The sequence below is a fragment of the Exiguobacterium sp. FSL W8-0210 genome (assembly GCF_038006045.1).
Classification (GTDB): domain Bacteria; phylum Bacillota; class Bacilli; order Exiguobacteriales; family Exiguobacteriaceae; genus Exiguobacterium_A.
Map to the genome: position 1 here is coordinate 2,321,625 of NZ_JBBOUK010000001.1, position 23,590 is coordinate 2,345,214.

At 46.8% G+C, this 23,590-nt stretch carries 20 protein-coding genes, 1 riboswitch and 1 other annotated feature; of the genes, 4 read left to right on the forward strand and 16 right to left on the reverse strand.

What is annotated here, in order from left to right:
• The first annotated feature begins 27 nt into the window (after positions 1-27).
• A complete protein-coding gene (locus tag MKY22_RS12155) occupies positions 28-1,299 on the forward strand; it encodes a BaiN/RdsA family NAD(P)/FAD-dependent oxidoreductase (protein WP_050678607.1) in 1,272 nt (423 codons plus the stop codon).
• Between the two features lie 59 nt (positions 1,300-1,358).
• Here MKY22_RS12155 and MKY22_RS12160 read toward each other — a convergent pair whose 3' ends face one another.
• From MKY22_RS12160 to MKY22_RS12180, 5 genes are all read right to left on the reverse strand, one after another.
• Positions 1,359-2,336: a hypothetical protein gene (locus MKY22_RS12160; protein ID WP_149427738.1), complete on the reverse strand. Its 978-nt coding sequence runs from the start codon at positions 2,334-2,336 to the stop codon at positions 1,359-1,361.
• A 131-nt stretch (positions 2,337-2,467) separates the two neighbouring features.
• Positions 2,468-4,873: a leucine--tRNA ligase gene (gene leuS, locus MKY22_RS12165; RefSeq protein WP_029342384.1), complete on the reverse strand. Its 2,406-nt coding sequence runs from the start codon at positions 4,871-4,873 to the stop codon at positions 2,468-2,470.
• Positions 4,874-4,919: 46 nt separating this feature from the next.
• Positions 4,920-5,142, reverse strand: a binding site (T-box leader).
• A gap of 38 nt (positions 5,143-5,180) precedes the next feature.
• Positions 5,181-5,825 (reverse strand): HAD family hydrolase, encoded by a 645-nt coding sequence (locus MKY22_RS12170; RefSeq protein WP_290779168.1) that lies wholly within the window; start codon positions 5,823-5,825, stop codon positions 5,181-5,183.
• A 94-nt stretch (positions 5,826-5,919) separates the two neighbouring features.
• Positions 5,920-6,954, reverse strand: coding sequence for a peptidoglycan bridge formation glycyltransferase FemA/FemB family protein (locus tag MKY22_RS12175; RefSeq protein WP_341088958.1), 1,035 nt, complete (start codon positions 6,952-6,954; stop codon positions 5,920-5,922).
• A gap of 183 nt (positions 6,955-7,137) precedes the next feature.
• Entirely contained in the window at positions 7,138-8,316 is a 1,179-nt protein-coding gene (locus MKY22_RS12180; protein WP_290779161.1) for an MDR family MFS transporter, read from the reverse strand.
• A gap of 152 nt (positions 8,317-8,468) precedes the next feature.
• Between MKY22_RS12180 and MKY22_RS12185 the strand changes: the two genes are divergently transcribed.
• Positions 8,469-9,065, forward strand: a complete 597-nt coding sequence (locus MKY22_RS12185) for a class I SAM-dependent methyltransferase (protein WP_341090136.1) — start codon at positions 8,469-8,471, stop codon at positions 9,063-9,065.
• A 50-nt stretch (positions 9,066-9,115) separates the two neighbouring features.
• Here MKY22_RS12185 and MKY22_RS12190 read toward each other — a convergent pair whose 3' ends face one another.
• Together MKY22_RS12190 and MKY22_RS12195 are read right to left on the reverse strand one after the other, a co-directional pair.
• Positions 9,116-9,820, reverse strand: a complete 705-nt coding sequence (locus MKY22_RS12190) for a serine aminopeptidase domain-containing protein (protein ID WP_035406117.1) — start codon at positions 9,818-9,820, stop codon at positions 9,116-9,118.
• 78 nt (positions 9,821-9,898) lie between these two features.
• On the reverse strand, positions 9,899-10,387 hold the full coding sequence (locus MKY22_RS12195) for a GNAT family N-acetyltransferase (RefSeq protein ID WP_290779159.1): 489 nt from the start codon (positions 10,385-10,387) through the stop codon (positions 9,899-9,901).
• Between the two features lie 189 nt (positions 10,388-10,576).
• Between MKY22_RS12195 and MKY22_RS12200 the strand changes: the two genes are divergently transcribed.
• Positions 10,577-12,138 (forward strand): IS3 family transposase gene (locus MKY22_RS12200; RefSeq protein ID WP_341086024.1). Its coding sequence is split into 2 segments (ribosomal slippage): positions 10,577-11,207 and positions 11,207-12,138, totalling 1,563 coding nucleotides; the frame shifts between segments, so codons are not numbered across the junction.
• 66 nt (positions 12,139-12,204) lie between these two features.
• On the opposite strand, the gene metK is transcribed toward MKY22_RS12200, so the two are convergent.
• Positions 12,205-13,413 carry a methionine adenosyltransferase gene (gene metK, locus MKY22_RS12205; protein ID WP_341088959.1) on the reverse strand — a complete coding sequence of 403 codons (1,209 nt, stop codon included), beginning with the start codon at positions 13,411-13,413 and terminating at the stop codon, positions 12,205-12,207.
• 128 nt (positions 13,414-13,541) lie between these two features.
• A riboswitch (SAM riboswitch) is annotated at positions 13,542-13,668 on the reverse strand.
• Between the two features lie 234 nt (positions 13,669-13,902).
• Here metK and pckA point away from each other — a divergent pair.
• The gene (gene pckA / locus MKY22_RS12210; protein WP_341088960.1) at positions 13,903-15,471 is read left to right on the forward strand and encodes a phosphoenolpyruvate carboxykinase (ATP); all 1,569 of its coding nucleotides are present in this window, start codon (positions 13,903-13,905) and stop codon (positions 15,469-15,471) included.
• Between the two features lie 231 nt (positions 15,472-15,702).
• On the opposite strand, the gene MKY22_RS12215 is transcribed toward pckA, so the two are convergent.
• From MKY22_RS12215 to MKY22_RS12250, 8 genes are all read right to left on the reverse strand, one after another.
• Entirely contained in the window at positions 15,703-16,956 is a 1,254-nt protein-coding gene (locus MKY22_RS12215) for an EAL and HDOD domain-containing protein (RefSeq protein ID WP_290779153.1), read from the reverse strand.
• Positions 16,957-17,123: 167 nt separating this feature from the next.
• Positions 17,124-17,888: an alpha/beta hydrolase family protein gene (locus MKY22_RS12220; RefSeq protein WP_023469111.1), complete on the reverse strand. Its 765-nt coding sequence runs from the start codon at positions 17,886-17,888 to the stop codon at positions 17,124-17,126.
• A complete protein-coding gene (gene ytkD / locus MKY22_RS12225) occupies positions 17,860-18,333 on the reverse strand; it encodes an RNA deprotection pyrophosphohydrolase (protein WP_023469112.1) in 474 nt (157 codons plus the stop codon). The genes MKY22_RS12220 and ytkD overlap by 29 nt, the downstream gene beginning before the upstream one ends.
• 172 nt (positions 18,334-18,505) lie before the next feature.
• Positions 18,506-19,855 carry a glucose-6-phosphate isomerase gene (locus MKY22_RS12230; RefSeq protein WP_341088962.1) on the reverse strand — a complete coding sequence of 450 codons (1,350 nt, stop codon included), beginning with the start codon at positions 19,853-19,855 and terminating at the stop codon, positions 18,506-18,508.
• Between the two features lie 113 nt (positions 19,856-19,968).
• Positions 19,969-21,135, reverse strand: a complete 1,167-nt coding sequence (locus tag MKY22_RS12235) for an iron-containing alcohol dehydrogenase (protein ID WP_023469114.1) — start codon at positions 21,133-21,135, stop codon at positions 19,969-19,971.
• A 137-nt stretch (positions 21,136-21,272) separates the two neighbouring features.
• A complete protein-coding gene (yugI, locus tag MKY22_RS12240) occupies positions 21,273-21,665 on the reverse strand; it encodes a S1 domain-containing post-transcriptional regulator GSP13 (RefSeq protein ID WP_012371159.1) in 393 nt (130 codons plus the stop codon).
• A 417-nt stretch (positions 21,666-22,082) separates the two neighbouring features.
• Positions 22,083-23,126, reverse strand: a complete 1,044-nt coding sequence (locus MKY22_RS12245) for a ribonucleotide-diphosphate reductase subunit beta (RefSeq protein WP_023469115.1) — start codon at positions 23,124-23,126, stop codon at positions 22,083-22,085.
• Complete coding sequence (locus MKY22_RS12250; RefSeq protein WP_023469116.1) at positions 23,095-23,583, reverse strand: flavodoxin domain-containing protein; 489 nt, start codon at positions 23,581-23,583, stop codon at positions 23,095-23,097. Before MKY22_RS12250 ends, MKY22_RS12245 begins: the two co-directional genes overlap by 32 nt.
• Positions 23,584-23,590 lie beyond the last annotated feature (7 nt).

Sequence of the window (23,590 nt, forward strand, 5' to 3'; positions counted from 1 at the left end):
GCAGAATTCTATGAATGAGGTGACCTTATGTACGATGTAATCGTAATCGGAGGCGGACCGAGCGGCTTGATGGCAACGCTCGCCTCTTTACAGGCTGGAGCTCGAACACTCCTGCTTGATAAAGGAAATAAATTAGGTCGGAAGCTTGCGATCTCTGGCGGCGGACGTTGTAACGTCACGAACCGAAAACCACTCGATGAACTCGTCCAGTCGATTCCAGGAAACGGACGTTTCCTTTATAGTGCCTTTTCTCAATTCAATAATGAATCGATCATCGAACTCTTCGAAGGGTTTGGTGTCGCCCTCAAAGAAGAGGACAATGGACGGATGTTTCCTGTCTCGGATAAAGCAGCAGATGTCGTCCGTGTATTGATCGATCAAATCCGCGCGCATGGTGCCGAGATTCAAACAGACGCGCAGGTCGCTACGCTCGACTTCCATCCAGACGGTTCTTTTGCAGCTGTCATCTTAGAAAATGGCATGCGTCTTGAAGCAAAAAGTTGCATCGTTGCAGTCGGCGGACAATCCGTTCCACATACCGGTTCGACAGGTGACGGCTACCCGTGGGCTGAAAAGGCGGGTCATACGATCACGGAACTCTTCCCAACGGAAGTTCCGATTTTGTTAGGTGATACGTTCATTCATGAAAAAACATTACAAGGGCTGTCGCTACGTGACGTCGCCTTAACGGTCCACGGCAAAAAAGATAAAGCAATCAAAACACACACGGGTGACTTACTCTTTACCCACTTCGGTTTAAGCGGTCCGATTGCTTTACGCTGTAGCCAGTACACGATCAAGGAGCGCAAACGTTCGAAGGAGACGATTGTCCATTTATCAATCGATCTCTTCCCGGACGAATCACTCGGTGCGTTAACCGAACGCTTCCAAGCCGCGCTTGCAGCAAATCCCAAGAAAACGGTACGCAACGCTCTCCGCGGCTTCGTGCCGGAACGTCTGCTTGAACTTTTATTTGCTCAAATCGGCTTTGGCGATGAAGTCTGCACACAAGTCAAGAAACAGGACTGGACGGACTTCTTGCAAAAATTAAAGCGATTCCCACTTAAAGCAACGGGAACGCTCGACTTTGATAAAGCTTTCGTCACGGGTGGTGGCGTCTCAATCAAAGAGATTGATCCAAAGACGATGATGTCGAAAAAAGCGGAGCGGTTATTCTTTGCCGGGGAGATTCTTGATATCCACGGCTATACAGGTGGTTACAACATCACCGCTGCATTCGTGACGGGTCATTGCGCCGGTAGTCACGCCGCAGAGATGGCACGTGATACTGTCTTTTAATATGAACAAGACCCGATTCTTCTGCTTAGCAGAGGAATCGGGTCTTGTTCTGTCAGGATTTAATCAATCGGTGTAAACGATCGGCTTGAGAATTTATCCGTGACGACTAATGCGAACAACTCATTATCTTGCACGAAAATCCCTTTCGAACCATATACTTTCGGACTGGCTGTCTCGCCCGTGATCGTTTTGTCCTTTCGATCGATCGAATAGAGATAGAGCGCTTCTGAATCGAGTGTGTAGATCCGACCTTGTCGTTCAGCAAGACCAATCGGACGGAACTCGGACTCGAACGATTTCTTCGCATCACTTCGCATCCCACTCGCCGCTTCAATCTTCTCACGTTTGATGACTGACAGATAAGGCGGTTTCTGTTTTTTCTTCAATGCACGTTTTTTCTTTTCCGAGGCGTCAGGATCAATCTTGATCTTATCCTCTTTCATCGCGAAATAAGTCACCTCGACTCGTCCCAGTGCTCGAATATGATTAATCGTATAGAATTCTTTTTTCTTCGCATCATATCCAAGACCATGGAAACTATCCCGTATCGTCGTTCCTTGTACTTTTTCACGTTTTTCTTCGCTCCAGACACCGTCTTTTCGCGTAATCGTGACCAGAATCTGATTCGACGTCAATAGCGCGACTGTCTCCCCGTCAACGAGCGTCATACCGTCTAAACCAGCGAGCAACAACTTTCCTTCTTCTAACTGGAAAGATGCGTTGATGCGTTCTCCGGTTCCACTGATTTCAAAGAAACGATAATCGTCTGTGACGACGAGGTACGAACCAATGGAATCATCATATAACATGTGTTGGACATTTTTGATTAATGGCTCTTCCGGGTTCGGAATAGCTGAAGGCGTTTTCGGTGGCACCTGTTTAACGGCTGCCTGATGCTTTGATTGCGTCTCGATTTTCGCGAACGTTTCTTGAATACGTGATAACGTCTCCGGCTTCGAGAAGACGAGCAGTACGCAAAGGATCAACCCCGAAACGACAGCAAAAATCGTTGTATAGACTATATAAGATCGTTTCATTGATGGTACTCGCCTTTCTTTCTCGGTTTCTGATTCAGTGTAGCAGAAGGTCGTTGAAAAAAAAAGCGGACTTGCGACGGAAATGAAGAAACCCCCTCCATTCGCATCAAACGAATGAAAGGGGCTATGGATTAGTTTGCCACGATATTGATTAATTTTTTCGGTACGACGATGACTTTACGAACTGTTTTGTCGCCGATCCATTCTTGTGTCTTTTCATCAGCAAAGGCAAGTGCTTCGATTTCTTCTTTTGTCGCATCGATGTTGATTTCGATTTTCGAGCGAACCTTTCCGTTCACTTGAATGACGAATTCCATCGTATCGCTGACGAGTTTCGATTCATCGAATGTTGGCCATGCTGCATACGTCAATGTCTCTTCAAATCCAAGTTGTTCCCAGAGTTCTTCACCAAGGTGTGGTGCGACTGGCGTTAACAATTGGATGAATCCACGAAGGAAGTGACGTGGAAGAACCGGCTGTTTGTTTGCTTCGTTGACGAAGACCATGAGTTGCGAAATTCCGGTGTTGAACTGGATGTTCGCGAAGTCTTCCGTGACCTTCTTGACTGTCTGGTGGTACGTCCGCTCGAAGTCAGCATCGACTTCTGTGACGTCCTGAATGTCTGCTGTCCGTTCGAACAAGCGCCAGACACGATCGAGGAAACGACGCGCCCCGTCAAGACCGTTCTCCGACCAGGCAACTGATGCATCGAGTGGTCCCATGAACATTTCGTACAAGCGTAATGTATCCGCACCATGCGATTTAACGATTTCATCCGGATTAATGACGTTACCGCGTGATTTCGACATCTTCTCGTTGTTCTCTCCAAGAATCATCCCTTGGTTGTACAACTTCTGGAATGGTTCTTTTGTTGGTACGACGCCTGCATCATACAAGACTTTATGCCAGAAGCGCGCATACAACAAGTGGAGAACGGCGTGTTCCGCACCACCGATGTAAATATCGACTGGAAGCCAGTATTTTAATTTTTCTGGATCCGCGATCGCCTCTTCATTGTGCGGATCGATGAAACGGAGATAATACCAGCAGCTTCCGCCCCATTGTGGCATCGTATTCGTCTCGCGACGCCCTTTCATTCCTGTTTCAGGATCCGTATAATCCAACCAGTCTTCCGCAAGCGCAAGTGGTGATTCGCCTGTACCAGACGGTTTGATTTCCGGAATGATTGGAAGTTCAAGCGGTAACTCCTCTTGACTGAGCGTCTTCATCGAACCATCTTCCATATGAACGACTGGAATCGGCTCGCCCCAATACCGTTGACGACTGAACAACCAGTCGCGGAGACGATACGTGATTTTCTTACGTCCGACTTGATTCGTTTCGAGTTCAGCAATCATCGTCTCGATTGCTTCTTGTTTTCCAAGACCATCAAGCATATGCGAGTTGACGTGTTCGCCCTCTCCTGTATAGGCTGCTTCATCGACGTTTCCACCCGCGACGACTTCAACGATTGGCAAGTCGAATTGTTTCGCGAATTCATGATCGCGCTCATCGTGTCCTGGGACCGCCATGATTGCACCCGTTCCGTACGAAGCAAGGACATAATCAGCGATCCAGATTGGAAGACGATCACCTGAGATTGGATTGACGGCGAAAGCACCCGTGAAGACGCCTGTTTTTTCCTTCGCTAAATCCGTCCGCTCGAGGTCCGACTTCGTTTGGACTTGCGAAATGTACGTATCGACGGCTTCCTTGTGATCCGCTGTCGTGATGTCAGCTACGAATGGATGCTCCGGCGCAAGCACGAGGTACGTCGCACCAAAGATTGTGTCCGGACGTGTCGTAAAGACCGTGACTTGTTTTTTGTGTCCATCAATCGTGAAGTCGATTTCAGCACCTTCTGATTTTCCGATCCAGTTCCGTTGCATCTCTTTGACAGAATCCGGCCAATCGAGGTCATCGAGATCTTCAAGAAGACGATCCGCATATTCCGTGATTTTCAAGACCCATTGACGCATCGGGACACGCACGACCGGATGATTTCCGCGTTCAGATAATCCGTCGATGACTTCTTCATTCGCAAGAACGGTTCCGAGTGCTGGGCACCAGTTGACCGCGACTTCGTCCACGAACGCAAGTCCTTTTTCATACAACTTCGTAAAGATCCACTGTGTCCATTTGTAGTACTTCGGATCTGTCGTGTTGATTTCACGATCCCAGTCATAGGAGAATCCAAGTTCTTTCAACTGACGCTTGAACGTCTCGATGTTTTTCGCTGTGAATTCACGTGGGTCATTCCCTGTATCGAGGGCATATTGCTCTGCTGGTAATCCAAACGCATCCCATCCCATCGGGTGAAGGACGTTATATCCTTGCATCCGTTTCATCCGTGCGAGGATATCCGTTGCTGTGTAGCCTTCCGGGTGACCGACGTGGAGACCGGCACCTGACGGATACGGGAACATATCAAGGGCATAAAACCCTTCTTTTTCTGGATCTTCTGTCGTGACGAAGGCGTTGTCTTGATCCCAACGCGCCTGCCATTTTGGTTCGATTTCGCGATGATTGTACGGCATGTCTTTTCCTCCTCTAATCTAAAAAAACCGGTCCTCCGCCCCTAGGAATAGGGACGAAAGACCGGTTTGGCTTCCGCGGTACCACCCACGTTGTCTGTCTATGACAGACCGCTTGATTCACGGATAACGGTGTGAAAGACCGGATTCGCTACTACGACTTCACGAATCGTGCTCCCTGACGAGTTCACGGTTGTTACCGACTGGTTCGCACCTTCCACCAGCTCTCTTGACGGCACCTTTCCCCTACTACTTCAGTTCCATGCAATTGACTATCTTTTCCTAGTGTAATCTGTTTCTTCCTCAAGCGTCAACGCTTCCGTAAAATTTCCTCGATTTCTGCATGCGATCGTGCTACATGATCCGCTTGTTCTAGACGTTGCATCGGCATCCGATCATCGAGAAGCGCAATCACTTCCATGCCTGCTGCTTTTGCGCCGATCATCCCGTTTGCAGCGTCTTCAATGACGAGACAATCTTCAGGCGCGTGCCCGATTCGTGATGCTGCAAGATGAAAAATCGCAGGATCAGGCTTTGAACGCACGACTTCTTCTCCACTGACGTAATGCTTGATTGGAAGCTTATAATGACGGATGACGCGTTCGATTTTTTGAAGCGAACTCGAGGAGGCAATCCCGATATCGTAACCAAGAGACGCCGCTTGCTCGATGACTTGTTTGACTCCCTCTTTTAAACCACATTCCTCCGGTTTTGCATGAATTTGAAACAACCGATGTTCTTCTTCTAGTAACGCACTAGCTGTTTCTTTTAGCTGATGCTGGGCGACAAGCTCTTCCCACATCTCATCACCTGTTTTTCCCATAAACGTCGCATACTGAATCGGATCGAGCGGAATCGATAACGTTTTGAACATCTGCTGATGGACCTCGAAGTAGCGAATTTCACTATCTAAAATGACCCCATCCATATCAAAAATAAGACCTCGTTTTTTCAAGACACATCCCCCTCAATTGATCTATCATGATTTCAGCATATCAAAAAAACGACTACACGATGTAGTCGTTTCGCCTTCTTCATTTAGTTACTGTTTAACTTGTCGCCATTTGGACACTGGTTTGTCGGTAAGCTGGAAAATAATCCGAATCAGCATCTGACCCGTATCGTACACATAACTGATCGTATATGGCTGGTTGAAGAATCGATTTTCCTTGATGATACTCAAATAAACGATACCCGGTGTAACGGCATTTACTCTCAAAGAGACTATCCCGTTCTTGATATCCACCCCCGAGATGTTGTTCGACGAGACCGCGTGCTTTCGCCTGAAGAATCGCTTCGTACTCGAGTCGCTGATTCGGGAACATCTTCGCTTCGTCCCGCTTACACCCAATCAAATGACCGTGGGCATATTCTTTTCCAAGCAATACGAAGTATCCACCAACAGGTTCTCCGTCGATTTCCGCAATCAGTAACAATGGCTCACAGAGTGGATTTGCTTCAAATAATTGTTCAAAATAACTGTCCGTAAAATAGTAATGAGTCGAAGCATTCTTTCGGTCCATCGTTTCATGATACAACGCTACAAAGACAGGTAGGTCATCTCGTGTTCCTGTTCTAACGGTTAAAGGAGAGGCAAGCGATTTGCGAATCATACTTCTCGTCTTCTTATGAAATGTCTGCATGATGTCCTCTATTGAAGGGCGTAAATCGATACTCGTCGTATGACGGATGAAGGAGACTTTCGTCCAATCCCGCATGAAGCGTTCATTACCCGTCAATGGATTAAAGCGAATTATTTCCGAGACGATCTCTTCTCGATCTGCCCATCTTTCAAACAATAAGCGTGCATGCTGCATTTCAGTCGCAGTCAGTTGACCGATGATTTCCGGTCCACCATAGCCATACGGCGTGATGAGATCTGAATAAGGCGTATCAAAAATCCGGCGCTTTAAAAAGGGATAGAACAGTGTTCCTGCATCACCTTCATAACGGAATAGCACCGCTTGCTCAGACGGTCTAGCGTTGAGCGTGACATATTGGTGACTGTAGAAGATATCAAGAGGCTGTTGCTGTACGTGTGTCGTCCAAGTTGCGGCATCTGTGATGAATTGACACCTTTCCATTCGTGCACCTCCAGTCAAAAAGAAGCAACGTTCATATGACCTTTCTTTTTCAAGTTCTTGATTAAAAAGTACCCGTTTCTTTGCCGAAATATTCCATATTATTAAATGTTTATTTTATGATTTTGGAACTAATGACGTAACAAAAGACAGCGGTCATAATGTCCGCTGTCTTACAGATGATGTTCATGATGTGATTTTTGGAATGGCACGAAGGAAGACGACGCCCGCTAACAGAATCAATCCAATCAATGTCAAGAAGACCGCTGACATACCGGATACATCGTAGATCAACCCTCCAACGGTCGGACTGATCATTCGCCCCGCTGAAGCAGCAATATTGACGTATCCTTGGAATTCTCCTTCTTTTCCGATTGGCGCGAGTCTCGCTGCCATGGCAGGAACCGCTGGCCAGATGAACATTTCACCAATCGTCAGGATGATCATCGCGACGAGGAACATCTTGAATCCTCCTGCGAACGGAACGATCAGATAAGACAAGAGGAAGATTCCTGTACCGGTCATCAATTGTCGCTTTAAGTCATCTCCAAACCAACGAAGAATTGGTGTTAGTAAAGGTTGTGCGAACACGATGAGTGCTCCGTTAATCGTCCAAAGAATCGAGTATTCGGAAATCGTGACACCGAGCGATTTCGTGTGTACAGCAAAGGTTCCTTGCCACTGTACATAAACGAACCAAAGTAAGGCATAACCAATCGAGACGAGCAACATCGTCCGTGCCGCACCGCGTGCAAGGGGTGTGCGTGTCGTTTCGATCTCGTCATGGGTCGCATGCATCCGAGCCGGTGCCTGAATCCAGGACAAACCGACGAACAAAATGATGGCAAAAGCGATGTAGAGGACAAGATTGGCGATGAAGATGTACTGAATCGAAAAGGCAGCGATTTGACCGCTGACAGCTGTCCCGAGCGCTACACCAACGTTTTGTGCGACATAGATCGCATTAAAGGCACGACGCCCGCCTTCAGGCCAAATGACACCCGTCATCGCGTAGATCGTCGGAAAAACCATCCCACCGACGAATCCAATCAATCCAAGCATCGCGACGTATCCGAGGTACGTCTGATGAAACAGCAACAAGCCGACAGAAGACAGGACAAGTCCGATGACACTGATGACAAGCGTCTTCTTGCCACCGAGACGGTCAAACGCTTTTCCACCTAAGTAGTTTCCGACGATTGCTAAGGCCGAGTTGACGAACAACGCCATCCCTGCTTTTGTCATCGACTCTCCTAAATATTCATGAATATATAATGTATTAAACGGCCATAAAAAAGAGGATCCCGTCGTATTGATGGCCATCGCAAGGACGAGGATCCAGACCGCTTTTGGTAATTTTGGCATACCTGTGGTCCTCCTATTTCATTCTCAACCTTGCCACTTTACGCAATCCGTCCCCTAGCTGTCAAGCCACTTCGCTTTTCGTCAACGAATCAAAAAATGATATAATGCAGAAAGAATCTTGCACATACTGAACCATTACTAGAAAACAGACCATAGGAACAGGAGTCTATGCCATGTCACTTGCCCGTGTACTACCTTATACGAAACAATTACTCGAGTCCGTTATCGAACCCGGAGACTGCGTCGTCGATATGACTGCCGGAAATGGACATGATACACAGTTTTTAGCAGAACGCGTCGGTCCAGAAGGAAGGGTTCTTGCGTTCGACGTCCAGGCACAAGCCATCGAGGAATCGACGCGACGTCTCGACGAAGCCGGAATGTTAGCACGCGTCGACCTTTATCATGAAAGCCATATCCATGTCGGTGCCCGTCTTTCGGACAAACAACGTCCTGTCCGCGCCGGTGTCTTCAATCTCGGATACCTGCCTGGAAGCGACAAATCAATCACGACGACCGGAGAAGAGACGCTTGAAGCACTCGATGCCCTCCTCCCAGTCCTCGCTCCCGGCGGTCTTGTCGTCCTCGTCGTCTATCACGGTCACCTGGAAGGAAAACGTGAACGCGACGCTGTCCTCGATTACGTCACAGCCCTTGATCAGCAAGATTATGCCGTTCTCCAGTACCGTTTCTTGAATCAACAAAATCATCCCCCGTTTATCATCGCGATCGAGAAAAAAGTGCGCTGACAGTAGAAATAAAGAAGTGATGGCTTCCGCTATGGAAACCATCACTTTTTTCATTCTTCGACTAATTTAAAAAACAACAATAATTTTTCCGCAAACCGTGTATTCAACCGTTCAAAGCTGAAATGCGGGAAACCGTGTAGACGTTGTAAGTAAATCTGATCGCCACCCATTTTCCGGCATACTTCAAGCGTCAGTTTGACGTCTGCGAACTGATCGTCTGGTGCATAAAAACAAGCCAAGTTTACACGAGGCAGTTTTTTTCGTTCCTCGTCATGTACGACGATCTCTTCTTCGATTTCCCGGTACTGCGCATACGTCAGTTCACCGATGCGAACGGTATCTTCCGTACTTTGACCAAACGGCAACGTACCGAGTGGCGCATCGGGACGGAAACGATCAAACGCACTCGCGAAGACTTGTTTGACACCTCCGAGTTGTTTCGACGGATGCCAATCAAACAATGGTGAAACGAACGCAAGACTTGCGACTGGTAGTTCATATTCTTGCAACAGACGATTGACGACGAGTGCGCCCATGCTACAGGCGATGATATGAATCGGTAGCTTTCGTTTTCCTGCTTCGCGTAATGCTTCTTTTAACAGTTGACCGTGCTCTTCAAACGAAATGCGACGTGGTGCGTCGACGAGTAGCACTTCATACTCTCTTTCGAGTACTCGAATCAAAGCTTCACTCGGACGGGCACGCAGTTGTAACGGATAGACTAATACGATGATTCCTGTTGGTTGTTCAACCACAAACTCACCTCTTCACTTCATACTTCCTTTTCACGATACCTTATTTCAAACGCAAACGAAACCGTCCCGAGACGGATTTCACGAGGCAACATGGCGAAGACGAACGACTGATTCCGCTTGCCCAAACACTTCTTCCGTCATCTCACTAAGTTCTTCAAAACCAAATGAGGTCAGGAATTGACGCGCTTTATAGTTACGTGCTTCCACGTATACTTCGAGTGGGACGGCTCCTTGTCGTTCGAGTTCACGGATCAATCGTCTTCCGATTCCGTTTTGCTGATATTTCGGTAAGACGTACAGACGAACGATCTCCCACGTTCCTTCGACATCAACAGCATGAATGAAACCGACGATTTCCTCGTCGATGATTCCGACATAAAAATACTCTCCCCGTGCTTCTTCCGCCGTCCGGATCGCACGAACGACTTCTTCTTGCGGATACGCCTCCTGCACGAAATGCGCTTTCGAACGTTCGGAATAGATTTCTGCATACGTATCCAACCAAGATGTGACGGCAATGTCATGAATATGTCCTGCATCAGCTGGAATAGCTTCGCGTATTTCCATAATCGGAACCCCCCTTTGTATTCATACGAATCGACTCATGTACTTTTACCCTCTTCTAGAAAAAACATTCGTTTCCTGCAAAGTTCCGCGGAAACAAAAAAGTCCGAAAACCCGCGTAGTGATATGCTCCCCAAAAAGTAGACAGTTGAAATAACAAAAACTGTCTACTTTTTGAAGGGAGCTTTTTCTATGACTAAATCTAAGTTTTCGTCAGATGAAAAACTACGAATTATTAAGATGTGTGAAGACCGAATCGACTCGATCAAATCGATTGCCTCGCTCTTCGAGCTTTCAGTCACCACCTTAAATAGATGGAGGACAAAATATCGTACGGGCGGCTCCATGGCACTTCGTAATCGAACAGAGTGGACGCGTTATCCGGAAGAACTGAAGATGAAGGCTATACGTGCAGTACTCGACCAAAAGGAATCGCTTATTAGCGCTACGGCACGGTTTGATATCTCGGATAGAAGCCTACTTGCGAAGTGGATAGAGAGGTATACTAGTCATAGTACTCAAGGGAAACCATTGAAGGAGCGATCCACTATGACTAAAGGTAGAACCACTACATTCGAAGAGCGTGTCCAGGCAGTCATGGACTGTATACAGAACAGAAAAGACTATCAAAGCATCATGAAGACCCATCGGGTCTCGTACCAACAAATTTATAGCTGGGTAAGAAAGTTCGAGAAGGACGGAATCGACGCACTGATGGACCGTCGCGGACGTCAGAAGCCAGTAGAAGAATTGACGGATACAGACCGTTTGGCGTTGGATCTGAAACGACTCGAGAAAGAAAATGAGCGTCTACGCATGGAGAACGATTTCTTAAAAAAGTTAGAGGAGATCGAGAGGAGGTCACGTTAAGTCAAATTCGTCTTCAAGATAAATATGAAGCCATTCAATCATCGGTAGAGCAATTTGGTTACCCGATCATCGCCCTGTGTCACCTCGCTGGAGTCTCGCGCGCTGCCTACTACAAGTGGTTACGCCGGATTGGTATACCACAGACTCGTGAGACGGAGAACATGAAAATCATCGAAGAGATGAACGAGATCCACCTTACGGTGAACGGAATCTATGGCTACCGACGGATGACATTGAACCTGAAACGTCGTTTCGGAAGAAACGTCAACGCGAAGCGTGTCCGTCGCCTGATGCATGTCGCCGGTATTCATTGCGTCATACGCCGGAAACGTCCTTTGTATATTCGTAATCGCCCTCAACAGACTGCAGAGAACATTCTGAACCGTGATTTCAACGCCGCAGGACCGAACCAAAAATGGGTGACGGATGTCACGGAACTGAAGTATGGCGCCTCTCAGAAGGCGTATTTGAGCGCCATTCTGGACCTATATGATGGATCCATCCGTGCCTTCGTTCTTGGGCATTCCAATAATAATCAGCTTGTGTTCGATACTCTTGAACACGCCCTACAGGGCGCATCCGGAAGTCGTCCCTTGCTTCATAGTGATCGAGGATTTCAATATACTTCTCATGCGTTTCGTCATATGACACGCGTGGCAGGCATTACACAAAGTATGTCTCGGGTTGGAAGATGTATTGATAACGGACCGATGGAGTCCTTTTGGGGAGCGTTGAAGTGCGAAAGTTATTATCTACATAAGTTTGCGGAGTTCGACGAACTCCGACTCGCAATCCAGAAATATATTTACTTCTACAATGAAGAACGATATCAACAACGATTAAACGGCTTGGCTCCATTAGAATACAGAGCGCAAGCCGTTTAAAGGATTTTTATTATTTGTCCTGTCTACTTGACAGGGAGCAGTTCATAGGGTTCTCGGACTTTTTGATTATGCGAAACGTTTTGCTTGTTCTTCAAGAACTGCTGCTTTATCTGTTTGTTCCCATGGAAGCTCAACATCTGTACGACCGAAGTGACCGTATGCAGCTGTTTGACGATAGATCGGACGACGGAGATCAAGCATGTTGATGATTCCAGCCGGACGAAGATCGAAGTTTTCAGCAACCAATTCGACGAGTTGCGCTTCAGGAAGTTTTCCTGTACCGAATGTGTCAACCGCGATTGATACTGGGTGCGCGACACCGATTGCGTACGCGAGTTGAACTTCTGCTTTATCTGCAAGACCTGCAGCAACGAGGTTCTTCGCGACGTAACGTGCTGCGTATGCAGCTGAACGGTCGACTTTTGTTGGATCTTTACCTGAGAATGCTCCACCGCCGTGGCGTGCGTATCCACCATACGTATCAACGATGATCTTACGACCCGTCAATCCAGCATCTCCTTGTGGTCCGCCGATGACGAAACGACCAGTTGGATTGATGAAGAATTTCGTTGCTGCGTCGATGTATTCAGCCGGGATGACCGGTGTGATGACGTGTTCTTTCAAGTCAGCTTGAATTTGCTTAAGCGTAACTTCTTCCGCGTGTTGTGTCGAGATGACGATCGTATCGACACGAACCGGCTCGTTGTTCTCGTTGTATTCGACCGTGACTTGTGTTTTTCCGTCCGGACGAAGGTAGTCGAGTTGACCGTTTTTACGCACTTCTGCCAAACGGCGTGCGAGACGGTGTGAAAGCGAGATTGGAAGTGGCATGAGTTCTGGTGTTTCTTTCGTTGCGTAACCGAACATGAGACCTTGGTCTCCTGCACCGATTGCATCGATTTCTGCATCAGACATGCTACCTTCACGTGCTTCAAGCGCTTGGTCTACACCAAGAGCGATGTCTGCTGATTGCTCATCGATTGATGTCAATACAGCACATGTGTCCGCGTCAAAACCGTATTTCGCGCGTGTATAACCGATCTCACGAATCGTTTCACGAACGACTTTTGGAATGTCGACGTAAGTGGATGTCGTGATCTCACCTGCAACGAGAACGAGACCTGTTGTAACAGAAGTTTCTGCCGCAACACGCGCGTTTGGATCCGCTGCGAGGATTGCATCAAGAATTGAATCCGAAATTTGGTCACAGATTTTATCTGGATGACCTTCAGTGACTGACTCCGACGTGAATAGTCGGCGATTAAGGTTTGTCATGTATGACCCTCCCAAAAAAGAATTTGACGGTGTACTCATTTCCCCTAGTTGAGTGGGACGGTAAAATGAAAAAAACCTTTCCAAGTCCAAAAAATGGTCAGGGAAAGGTTGTGCGTTCTTCCTTTACCCTCTTATCGTTCGAAGTGTTTACTTCGCTTCAGGAGAGCACCTTTTCCCTCATTAATATGTGAATTAATGTAGGACGGTTGCCGGGTTTCTTCGGGCCTTGTTCCCTCCACCTGCTCAGAATAAGAGTATCCGTTACGAATTACATGATATAAAGTTGTAACTACTCTGTCAAGCAAGGTTTCAAATTCTAGTCGAAACTTTTTGAAAGAGATGTTAAACTGTTAATGCTGAAAGCGTTTCCAGATAAATAGAAATCAGCACTAGAAAATGATTGCTCTCTCTTTAGTATGTCACATATAATAAATGTGTCATGCTAAATACAGTGAGCCAAAACCAACGTAGGGGAAAGGTGGGGTCAGGATGCCGATAACGGTCCTGAATATCGAAGAACTACTCAAGAAAGAGCATGTGTTCAAACAACTATCTGTTGCTGAACTTGTCGAACATGCGATTCTAAACGAAGAAGGTGTCCTTGCTGAGAACGGCGCATTATCTGTAGAAACGGGGAAATTTACAGGTCGTTCACCAAAAGATAAGTTCATCGTCCGTGATTCTTCCTGCGAGTCTCACATTGATTGGGGTCATGTCAACCAACCAATGGATGGAGACAAATTTGAACAATTGTTGCAAAAGGTTCTTCGTTACATGAACGAAGCTGATCATCTCTACTACACAGAAGCTGCTGCTGGAGCAGATACGCACTTCACCCTTCCGGTCCGTGTGCTCACACAATATGCTTGGCATAACCTGTTTGCCAAACAACTCTTTTTACGCGAGTATCCTGAAGTGGCTGCCTTCGAACCGTTCACGGTCGTCTACGCGCCACATTTCAAAGCAGATCCTGCCGTTGACGGAACGAACTCCGAGACGTTCATCGCGATGTCGTTCGAACACCGGATCGTCTTGATCGGTGGAACGGAATACGCTGGAGAAATCAAAAAGTCGATCTTTTCCGTCATGAACTACCTCTTGCCACAAGAAAACGTCCTTTCGATGCACTGCTCGGCAAACGTCGGACACGAAGGCGACGTCGCCTTGTTCTTCGGTCTATCTGGTACTGGTAAGACCACCCTTTCAGCCGATGATAGCCGTCAATTGATCGGTGACGATGAGCATGGTTGGTCGCACGATGGTGTCTTCAACATCGAAGGCGGATGTTACGCGAAGACGGTCAATCTATCGCGTGAAAAAGAACCGCAAATCTTTGACGCGATCCGTTTCGGAACCGTCCTTGAGAACGTCGTACTCGACGAAGCCCGTCATCCTGATTACGATGATACATCGTTGACGGAAAATACGCGTGCTGCTTATCCGATCACTGCAATCGATAACATCGCTGTTCCGTCACGCGCTGGTCATCCGAAGACGATTGTCTTCTTGACAGCTGATGCGTACGGCGTCTTGCCTCCGATCAGCAAATTGACGAAAGAACAAGCGATGTATCACTTCCTATCAGGATATACATCAAAACTCGCTGGAACAGAACGCGGTGTCACGGAACCAGAAGCGACCTTCTCGACGTGCTTCGGTTCACCATTCCTTCCACTGATGCCTGAAAAGTATGCGACGATGCTCGGCGAATTGATTGATCGTCATGGTGTTACCGTTTATCTCGTCAACACGGGCTGGACAGGCGGTGCTTACGGAACAGGTAGCCGCATGAAGCTATCTTATACACGGACGATGGTCAACGCTGCCGTTAACGGCACACTTGCAACGATTCCAACAGAAGAACACCCGATCTTTGGACTTCATATGCCGCTCGAAGTTCCTGGTGTTCCAAGTGAGTTACTCAACCCGGTACGCGTCTGGTCGAATCCGGACGAATACGACACACAAGCGCGTTCGCTTGCTGAGAAATTCCAGAACAATTTCCTTCGTTTCGAGAGTGCGACGGATGCGATCAAGTCAGCTGGTCCGCGCCTATAAAGTAGAGTTTTCTGACTTGCATCAAAAAGATAGACACCGAATTTACATCAAGTAACTAAAAAATCTGAGTCCGGTCTTCACGGACTCAGATTTTTTAGTTACTCCTTAATCCTTAGAAATTCTTCCTATTAGGCGATTCGAGACGAATAAAAACGTGTAATCCTACTCAGTTAAGAGAATGATTACACGTCGTCTTATGTCTAGAAAAAAGTCTTCAAACTCTTTTTTTAGTTATATGATCGAGTCTGACTCTTCTTGAATATGTTTTTCTCGCTGCATGAGCCACTCTTGACTTTCCGTCAGTAATGCATAGGCTCGCGGAAGTGATACATTTAAACGCTGACTCAGCAGTTCAAACTGATCAAAATCACCTCGATCTGCACTAATCGCAAGCACTAAACAATCCCGAAACGGATGATCCTTTCCTTGTAGAACAATCTTCAGAGAATCTTCGAGTGGCAATTGATCGATGATATCGTCAATATCAACAGATAATAACGCATCGATGTGCGATAACAAGCCAAGCATGTAAGCACTCTCCGGTTGTAGTGTTCGGGTTTCGGTAGCAAAGAGTTCACAGAGCTTCGCACAGTGTAAAGAGGACCGTAATAACTCATTTGACCACTCATAAGGACTAGCAAGCTTCATCTCACGTAAAACAATCAACGAAATCCAACTTTTGAGTTGCGAAAAGCCAAGCAGTGAAATCGCTTGACGAACGGAACTGACGGTATTGCGTAAACCCATTCCTGGAGAATTGATCAGCTGTAACACTTGAATACTAATATAGGGATTCGCTTCAATCTCATCAACGACCTCATCGTACTTTTCATCCGTATCGAGCCATTTCAACATTTTTAACAAAACCGGTAGTTGCGGTGGGACCGCCTTTCCTTTCATCAACATCGGTTTAGCATAAAAATATCCCTGAAACCAGTCATATCCCATGTCAAGACACCGTGTATGATCTTCGTGCGTTTCGACACGCTCGGCAAGCATTCGGATATGAGGATAATTGCGACGGACAATATGGAGGATAGCACTTTGCTCGCGAGGGGAAATCGTCTCAATGTCGATTTTAATTAAATCGATCAACTCAAACAATTCCGCTCCATGCTGTCGGAGTAAATCCGTCACAAAATCATCGAGTGCTAACGTAAAGCCCGCGTCTTTCCAACTATGTAGAACAGACAGCATCTCTGTATCGATCTCAACTGTTTCTAGAATTTCAATGACGAATTGGCTTGGATCCAAATAATGAATCAAGTCACTTTTCAACAGCTCTGCCGTGAAATTAACAAATAGCTTCTTGCCTTCTGCTACATGATTTACTCCCATATGAACAAGTGTATTCGTCAAAACATCCATCGTCGCTAAATCACCATCAAACACACTGATTTGTTCAATCGAACGATACAATAGTTCAAATGCATCAATCGAACCTACTCGATTAACGATGGGTTGACGTGCTAATAAGATATCCATCGTTCTCATGCCCCCTCTATTCTTCTCAGATGTCATCTATTATATCAAAGTTTACTTTTTAGGTGATTATTGTTTTTTACAACATATCAATGTTCTTATTTTTTAATTCTATGCCATTTTCCGTAACACAAAAAAACAGCACGACATTGGTCGTACTGCTTGAACTATCACCTTTCATCCGGATTCCATATACCAGTCTCAAACCAATTCAACACATTCCGCGTCACACGCAACTTGTCATGAATCGGAAATTGATGGGCATAGGCATAAGTCTGAAGCATCGTTTTTTCGGAATAACGTGCGGCATAAGCCGTCGCGTGGCGTAAACGAACGTTCTCATCATACGCACCGTGAATCAATAACACTTCACCTTGAGGTTCGACATGGAGCGGCGAGCGAACCGCGTATTCATCAGGAACCGTATCTGGTGTACCTCCCGTGTATCGCCGCAGCATCTTTTGCATCGTCTTCTGCTCTTCATACGTCCACGTCAACTCCGTCACCCCTGCCCAGGAAACCGTTCGAGCGACTGGACGGTGATGCGCAAGGAGCAGTGCCATCTGTCCACCACGTGAAAATCCAAATGCGTGAACATGCGAAACACGTTGCTGTAACCAGTCAAAGGCGCTGCAGGCGTCTTCGATATCGTGATGTCCAAAGTCTTCTTTTCCCGTGCCGCCTAGATTCCCTCGATAGAAAGGTGCCATGACAAAAAAGCCTGCCTGTGCGAACGCGAGCAATCGAGTCGGTCGGACCATTCCGATCGAACGCGTTCCACCACGCAAGTAGAGAATTCCCTGACCGTTCGCAACTTGCGGGAGTACGATATAGGCACCGACCCGTTCTCCATCCGCTGTGGTATAAAACATCCGAAACGTCCGAAACGGACCTTGCCGCGGAAGTTCAAACCAATCGGCGTTCGCTAAGTACACGGAGCGTCTCCGGAAGGACACGGTCCTTCATCATGAAACTGTATTGTCGATTCGTATCGAGACGTTCAGGGAGTTCCTCGAATAGAAAAGCACCGTCCGTTTCATCCACGGCAAGATGAGACGACAATGATCCGATTTGCGCGAAGTAGATGTTTTTGATGATCGTATCGCCTTTTCCGGCAACCCGATACTGCCCAACATATGAGAGGGAATCGATTTCCCCACCTGTCTCTTCCATCACTTCACGACGTGCAGCTTCTTCCGCCGTTTCCCCTGGTTCAACCTTTCCACCAGGAAATTCATAACCACGTTGCTTATGATGGGTCAGCAACCATTTTCCTTCGTACACGGCAATGACCCATACGTGCAAGGGACGATCCGAGAACGGATGGTCATCAAAACTTAACTCCACTTGATTTTGATAATAATCCAAGAATGTAATCACGTACGTGCACCTCATTTCTTCTTCTAACTTCACTTTACCTGTTTCACGGGTATTCTAAAAGTGAAAACGCTAGGATTACCTGTAAATCTGGAAAATGATAGCCTACTATCATCCGCTAAAGACAAAAAAACAGCCGATGTTCCACTAGGGAACGATCGACTGTCGTTTCATATTACTTCAAACGTGCTTCGAGTTCTGCTTTTTCTGCTTCGAATCCTGGTTTCCCAAGAAGAGCGAACATGTTTTTCTTGTACGCTTCGACGCCTGGCTGATCAAATGGGTTCACTCCGAGGAGGTAACCACTCATCGCACAAGCTTTTTCGAAGAAGTAGAACAGGAATCCGAGGTGATACGGTGTCATCTCTGGAAGTTCGACTGTCAAGTTCGGTACTTGTCCGTCCGTGTGCGCAAGCAACGTACCTTCTGCTGCTTTACCGTTGACGAATTGAATCGACTTCCCTGCAAGGAAGTTCAATCCATCGAGATCCTGAGCATCTTCTTCGATCGTCAATGCATGACGTGCTTGACCGACTTTGATGACTGTCTCGAACAGGTCACGACGACCTTCTTGGACGTATTGTCCCATCGAGTGAAGATCCGTCGAGAAGTCGACTGCTGCTGGGAAGATCCCTTTGAAGTCTTTTCCTTCTGACTCGCCGTATAATTGTTTCCACCACTCTGACACATAATGAAGTGCTGGTTCGTAGTTGACGAGAAGCTCGATCGTCTTCCCTTTCGCATAGAGCGCATTTCGAACGACCGCGTATTGATACGCTTCGTTGTCAGCTAGGTTTTCGCTCGCGTAGCGCTCTTGCGCGTCACGGGCACCTTGCATCAACTCTTCGATTGAAATACCAGCTGCTGCGATCGGTAATAGACCAACCGGTGTCAACACAGAGAAACGGCCGCCGACATCATCCGGAATGACGAATGTCTCGTATCCTTCAGAGTCTGCGAGTGTTTTTAATGCACCACGCGCTTTATCCGTCGTTGCATAAATCCGGTGTTTGGCTTCTGCTTTACCGTATTTCTCTTCCATGAACGATTTCAAGAGACGGAACGAAATTGCTGGTTCTGTCGTCGTACCCGATTTCGAGATGATGTTGACCGATACATCTTTTCCTTCGAGGACTTCGAATAAATCGTGCAGATACGTCGATGAGATATTATGACCTGCATAGATGATTTGTGGTGCTTTGCGATCTTCTTTTGATAACAAGTTATGGAATGAGTGTCCGAGCATCTCGATCGCAGCGCGCGCTCCGAGATACGAACCGCCGATTCCGACGACTAACAACACATCAGAATCCGACTTGATTTTTTCTGCAGACGCTTGGATGCGTGCAAATTCCGCTTGATCGTAATTCGTCGGAAGATCTACCCATCCTAAGAAATCACTTCCTGCACCTGTTCCTGCATGAATCGCATGGTGAAGCGTCTTTACCGTTTCCGCCATATGATCTACTTCATGTTGACCTACGAATTGTAGGGCTTTCGAATAATCAAAACGTACTGTTGACATGCCATCGTCCTCCTTATTCATTCGCAACGAAATGCGACCTTCCTTTTCATTAAAACGCAAGAAGGAAGGTCATTCAAGTCTTTTGTGAAATGAGTAGCAAATGTTACAGATTGTTATAGGGCAGCTGTCACGATTTGACGAACGTCTTCGTTTCCAAGTGATTTGAAGTTTCCGAAGTCGCCGCGTGTCATTGCTGACTTGACGATTGCGTCAACTGTATCTTCTTTGATGTCGTAATCAGCGAGACGATTCGGTGCACCGAGTGATGTCCAGAAAGCACTGATTGCGTCGATTGTCGCGTGTGCTGCTTCCATCTCTGATTTACCTTCCGTATCAACGTTAAAGACGTTCTCACCGAGTGTGACGAAACGATGTGCGTTTGATTCGTCGAGTACGTGGCGCATCCAGTTCGGGAAGAGGATCGCAAGTCCACCTGCGTGCGGGATATCGTGAACAGCTGAAACCGCGTGCTCGATGTTGTGTGATGCCCAGTCTCCACGTGCGCCCATTTGAAGGACACCGTTGAGCGCCATCGTACCAGCGAAGAGAATCGTGCCACGAAGTTCAACGTTCTCGAGATCGTTGACGAGTTTTGGTGCTGCTTCGACGACTGCTTTCATGACACCTTCTGTCATCCGTTCTTGGACCGGTGCATGCGCAGGGTGGAAGTATTGCTCGAGGCAGTGGCTCATCATATCGACGATACCGTAGATTGTTTGATCTTTTGGCACACTGACTGTGTACTTCGGATCAAGGATTGAGAATGTTGGGAACGTAAGCGGGCTACCCCAACCGTACTTCTCTTGTGTCTTCCAGTTCGTGATGACGGATCCTGAGTTCATCTCAGAACCTGTTGCTGCAAGCGTCAAGACTGTTCCGAATGGGATGACTGTTTCTGGTGTTGCTTTGCCGATGACGAGATCCCATGCTTCGCCTTCATAAGGAATACCAGCAGCAATCAATTTCGTGCAGTCGATGACAGAACCGCCACCGAGTGCAAGCAATGCGTCAACGCCTGCTTCACGTGCAATTTTGATACCGCGCTCTGCTGTCTCGATACGCGGGTTCGGTTCGACACCGTCGCATTCGACGTACTCGATTCCTGCCGCGTTGAGTTCACGTGTGACATCATCATAGACGCCATTACGTTTAATACTGCCGCCACCGAAGACGAGCATGACTTTCTTTGCACCGAGTGCTTCGAGTTGTGGTTTCAGTTGGCTGACTTGACCGTCACCAAAAATAAGTCTTGTTGGATTGCGATATTCAAAGTTTTCCATCTGTGTTGCCTCCTCAATAAGTAATGAACACCTTACATTATCCACACATTCCCTTTTCACATCTAATTTAATGCTTATTCTATGTAAAAATCGCATAAAAAAAAGAGAACCGACCGATGTCGATTCTCTCATGTGGCTTATTTTTGGAAGTTTGATTTTTCAATCCATTCTTCCAATTTACCTTTAAGAACGTTGAATCCAGGTGCTTCTTCTTGTTTGAAAGCAGGACCTGCATCGCGACGTCCAGCGTTTTTGCGTGGACCTTTCGCGCGTGCTTCACGTTTTGGAGCTTCCTGAGTTGCTTTGATCGAAAGCTTCATTTTTTTGTTAGCTTCGTCGATGTCGAGAACTTTAACAGTTACTTCATCGCCAACTTTTACGTAATCGTTGATGTCTTTTACGTAATCGTGTGAGATTTCTGAGATGTGGACGAGACCTTGTGTTTGCTCGTCAAGTGCTACGAAAGCACCGAAGTTTTGAATACCAGTTACTTTACCAGTAACGACTTGGTCTTTTTCAAAGTTTGCCATAATGTATACACTCCCTAACTAAATTCATCAACTTATAATAACACACTTTTCTTGTATCGTAAAAAATATTTTTGGAATTTGTTTATTTTTTATTTCACAAGGGAACATTTTAGTAGCAAGACTTCAAGTATTCCCCCTGATTCTGCCGAACTTTCCGAGTTCGGCCCTTTTTTTGTTCTTTTACTCAATTGACCTAAAAAACAGATACCGAAAAGTGATATGAGCGACTTTCAAAACGCTCTAATAAAAACGGACAGTCTCGGTCTGCTCGCTTTCCGCGGACAAGCCCTCATGCCGCTTCAGATGCGTCGCATCTTCAAGGGTCATGATGACTTGTTTTTCCGCAGGAGTCGAGCAGAACCTCACCTGTCCTAGCGTAAAGGAAATATAGAGTAGAAGCAATCATCAATTGATTACTTACAGATCGTCGAATCCATTCGCATCCGTTACTTTCGCATACGAACGTGATTTTTGTTCGAAGAAGTCTGATTTCGTCGCGTTCATCGAATCATCTGAATACGCACGAATCCATGGCATGACGTCTTCGTCGTGCCCTTCATAAAGATCCGACAAACCGATGACGCGAAGGCGTTTGTTCGCGAGATATTTAACGTAGTCACGCATTTCACTGACGTCAAGTCCGTCTAGATCACGTAAGACGTATTCGCTCCACTCGATTTCAAGATCAACGGCACGCTTGAACGTGTCATAGACGAATTGTGTGAATGAGCCATCGGCATCAATTTCCGGATGCTCCGACAAGACAGCACGTAACAATTGACTGATGAAGTACGAGTGTTGCAATTCGTCACGTTGAATGTAGCTGATCATCGTCGATGTTCCGACCATCTTTTGATGACGCGCTAAGTTATAGAAGAAGGCAAAGCCTGAATAGAAGTTGATTCCTTCAAGAACGATCGAAGCAACAAGCGATTTCGCGAAGTTTTCTGGAGTCCGGTCATTTTGGAAATCTTCGTATAAATCAAGAATGAATGCATTACGCTTCATGACCATGTCATCGTCTTTCGCGATATCGAAAATCCGGTTTTGTTCAGCCAATGGAACTAAGCTGGATAAGACGTAGCTGTACGATTGATTATGAACGACTTCCTGTTGCGCAACGATTGCAAGAATCGCATGAACCGATGAATCCGATGTGAACATTGCCGATTCCAAGATATAACGTGTCTGAACCGAGTCAAGGATCGAGAGTAGCCCGATGATTCGTTTGAAGGCATCCTGTTCCCGTTCGCTCAGTTGATTCCACTGTTGCATATCCTTCGACATTGAAATCTCATCTGGAATCCAGAAGTTCGATAACAGTTGTTTGTAAATCGAATAAAACTGTGGATACGCAATGTCGTTCCAGTTGACGATGGCACTCGTTTCGCCACCGATGATCGCTGTCGCGCGATTCGGATGACGTGCATCAAGCAGTTTGATTTTTTGTAGCTGTTCCATGTGCTTCGACTCCTTCTTGCTGTAATTGAAGAATGGTCCGTTTCGTCCATTCCTTGACGAGATGTGGGCGATTGCGTGGTGACTGTTCGATTTTCAACAGTTCTCCAGCAAGCGGTACCCCGAATTTCGAGAGATGATACGCCATCTCATCCACGGCGCGACAATATTTGACGAACATCTTGTCTCCTGTTCCAAAAACAGCTGCCTGCGGAATCGCATGCGAACTCTCCTTCAGAACAGTTCTAAGACAATCGCGCATATCGTCGGGTAGTTGCCCATCTCCCCACGTATACGAACCAAAATAGACGATATCATAAGGCATTAACTGATACGTCGTCACTTCGTCTGCAAACAACATCGTCGGCTCGATTCCCATCTCAGAACACGTCTTCGCGACGAGTTCTGCCACCTCCTCCGTGTTTCCACTCAATGACGCATATACGATTGCTGCCTTCATGATATCG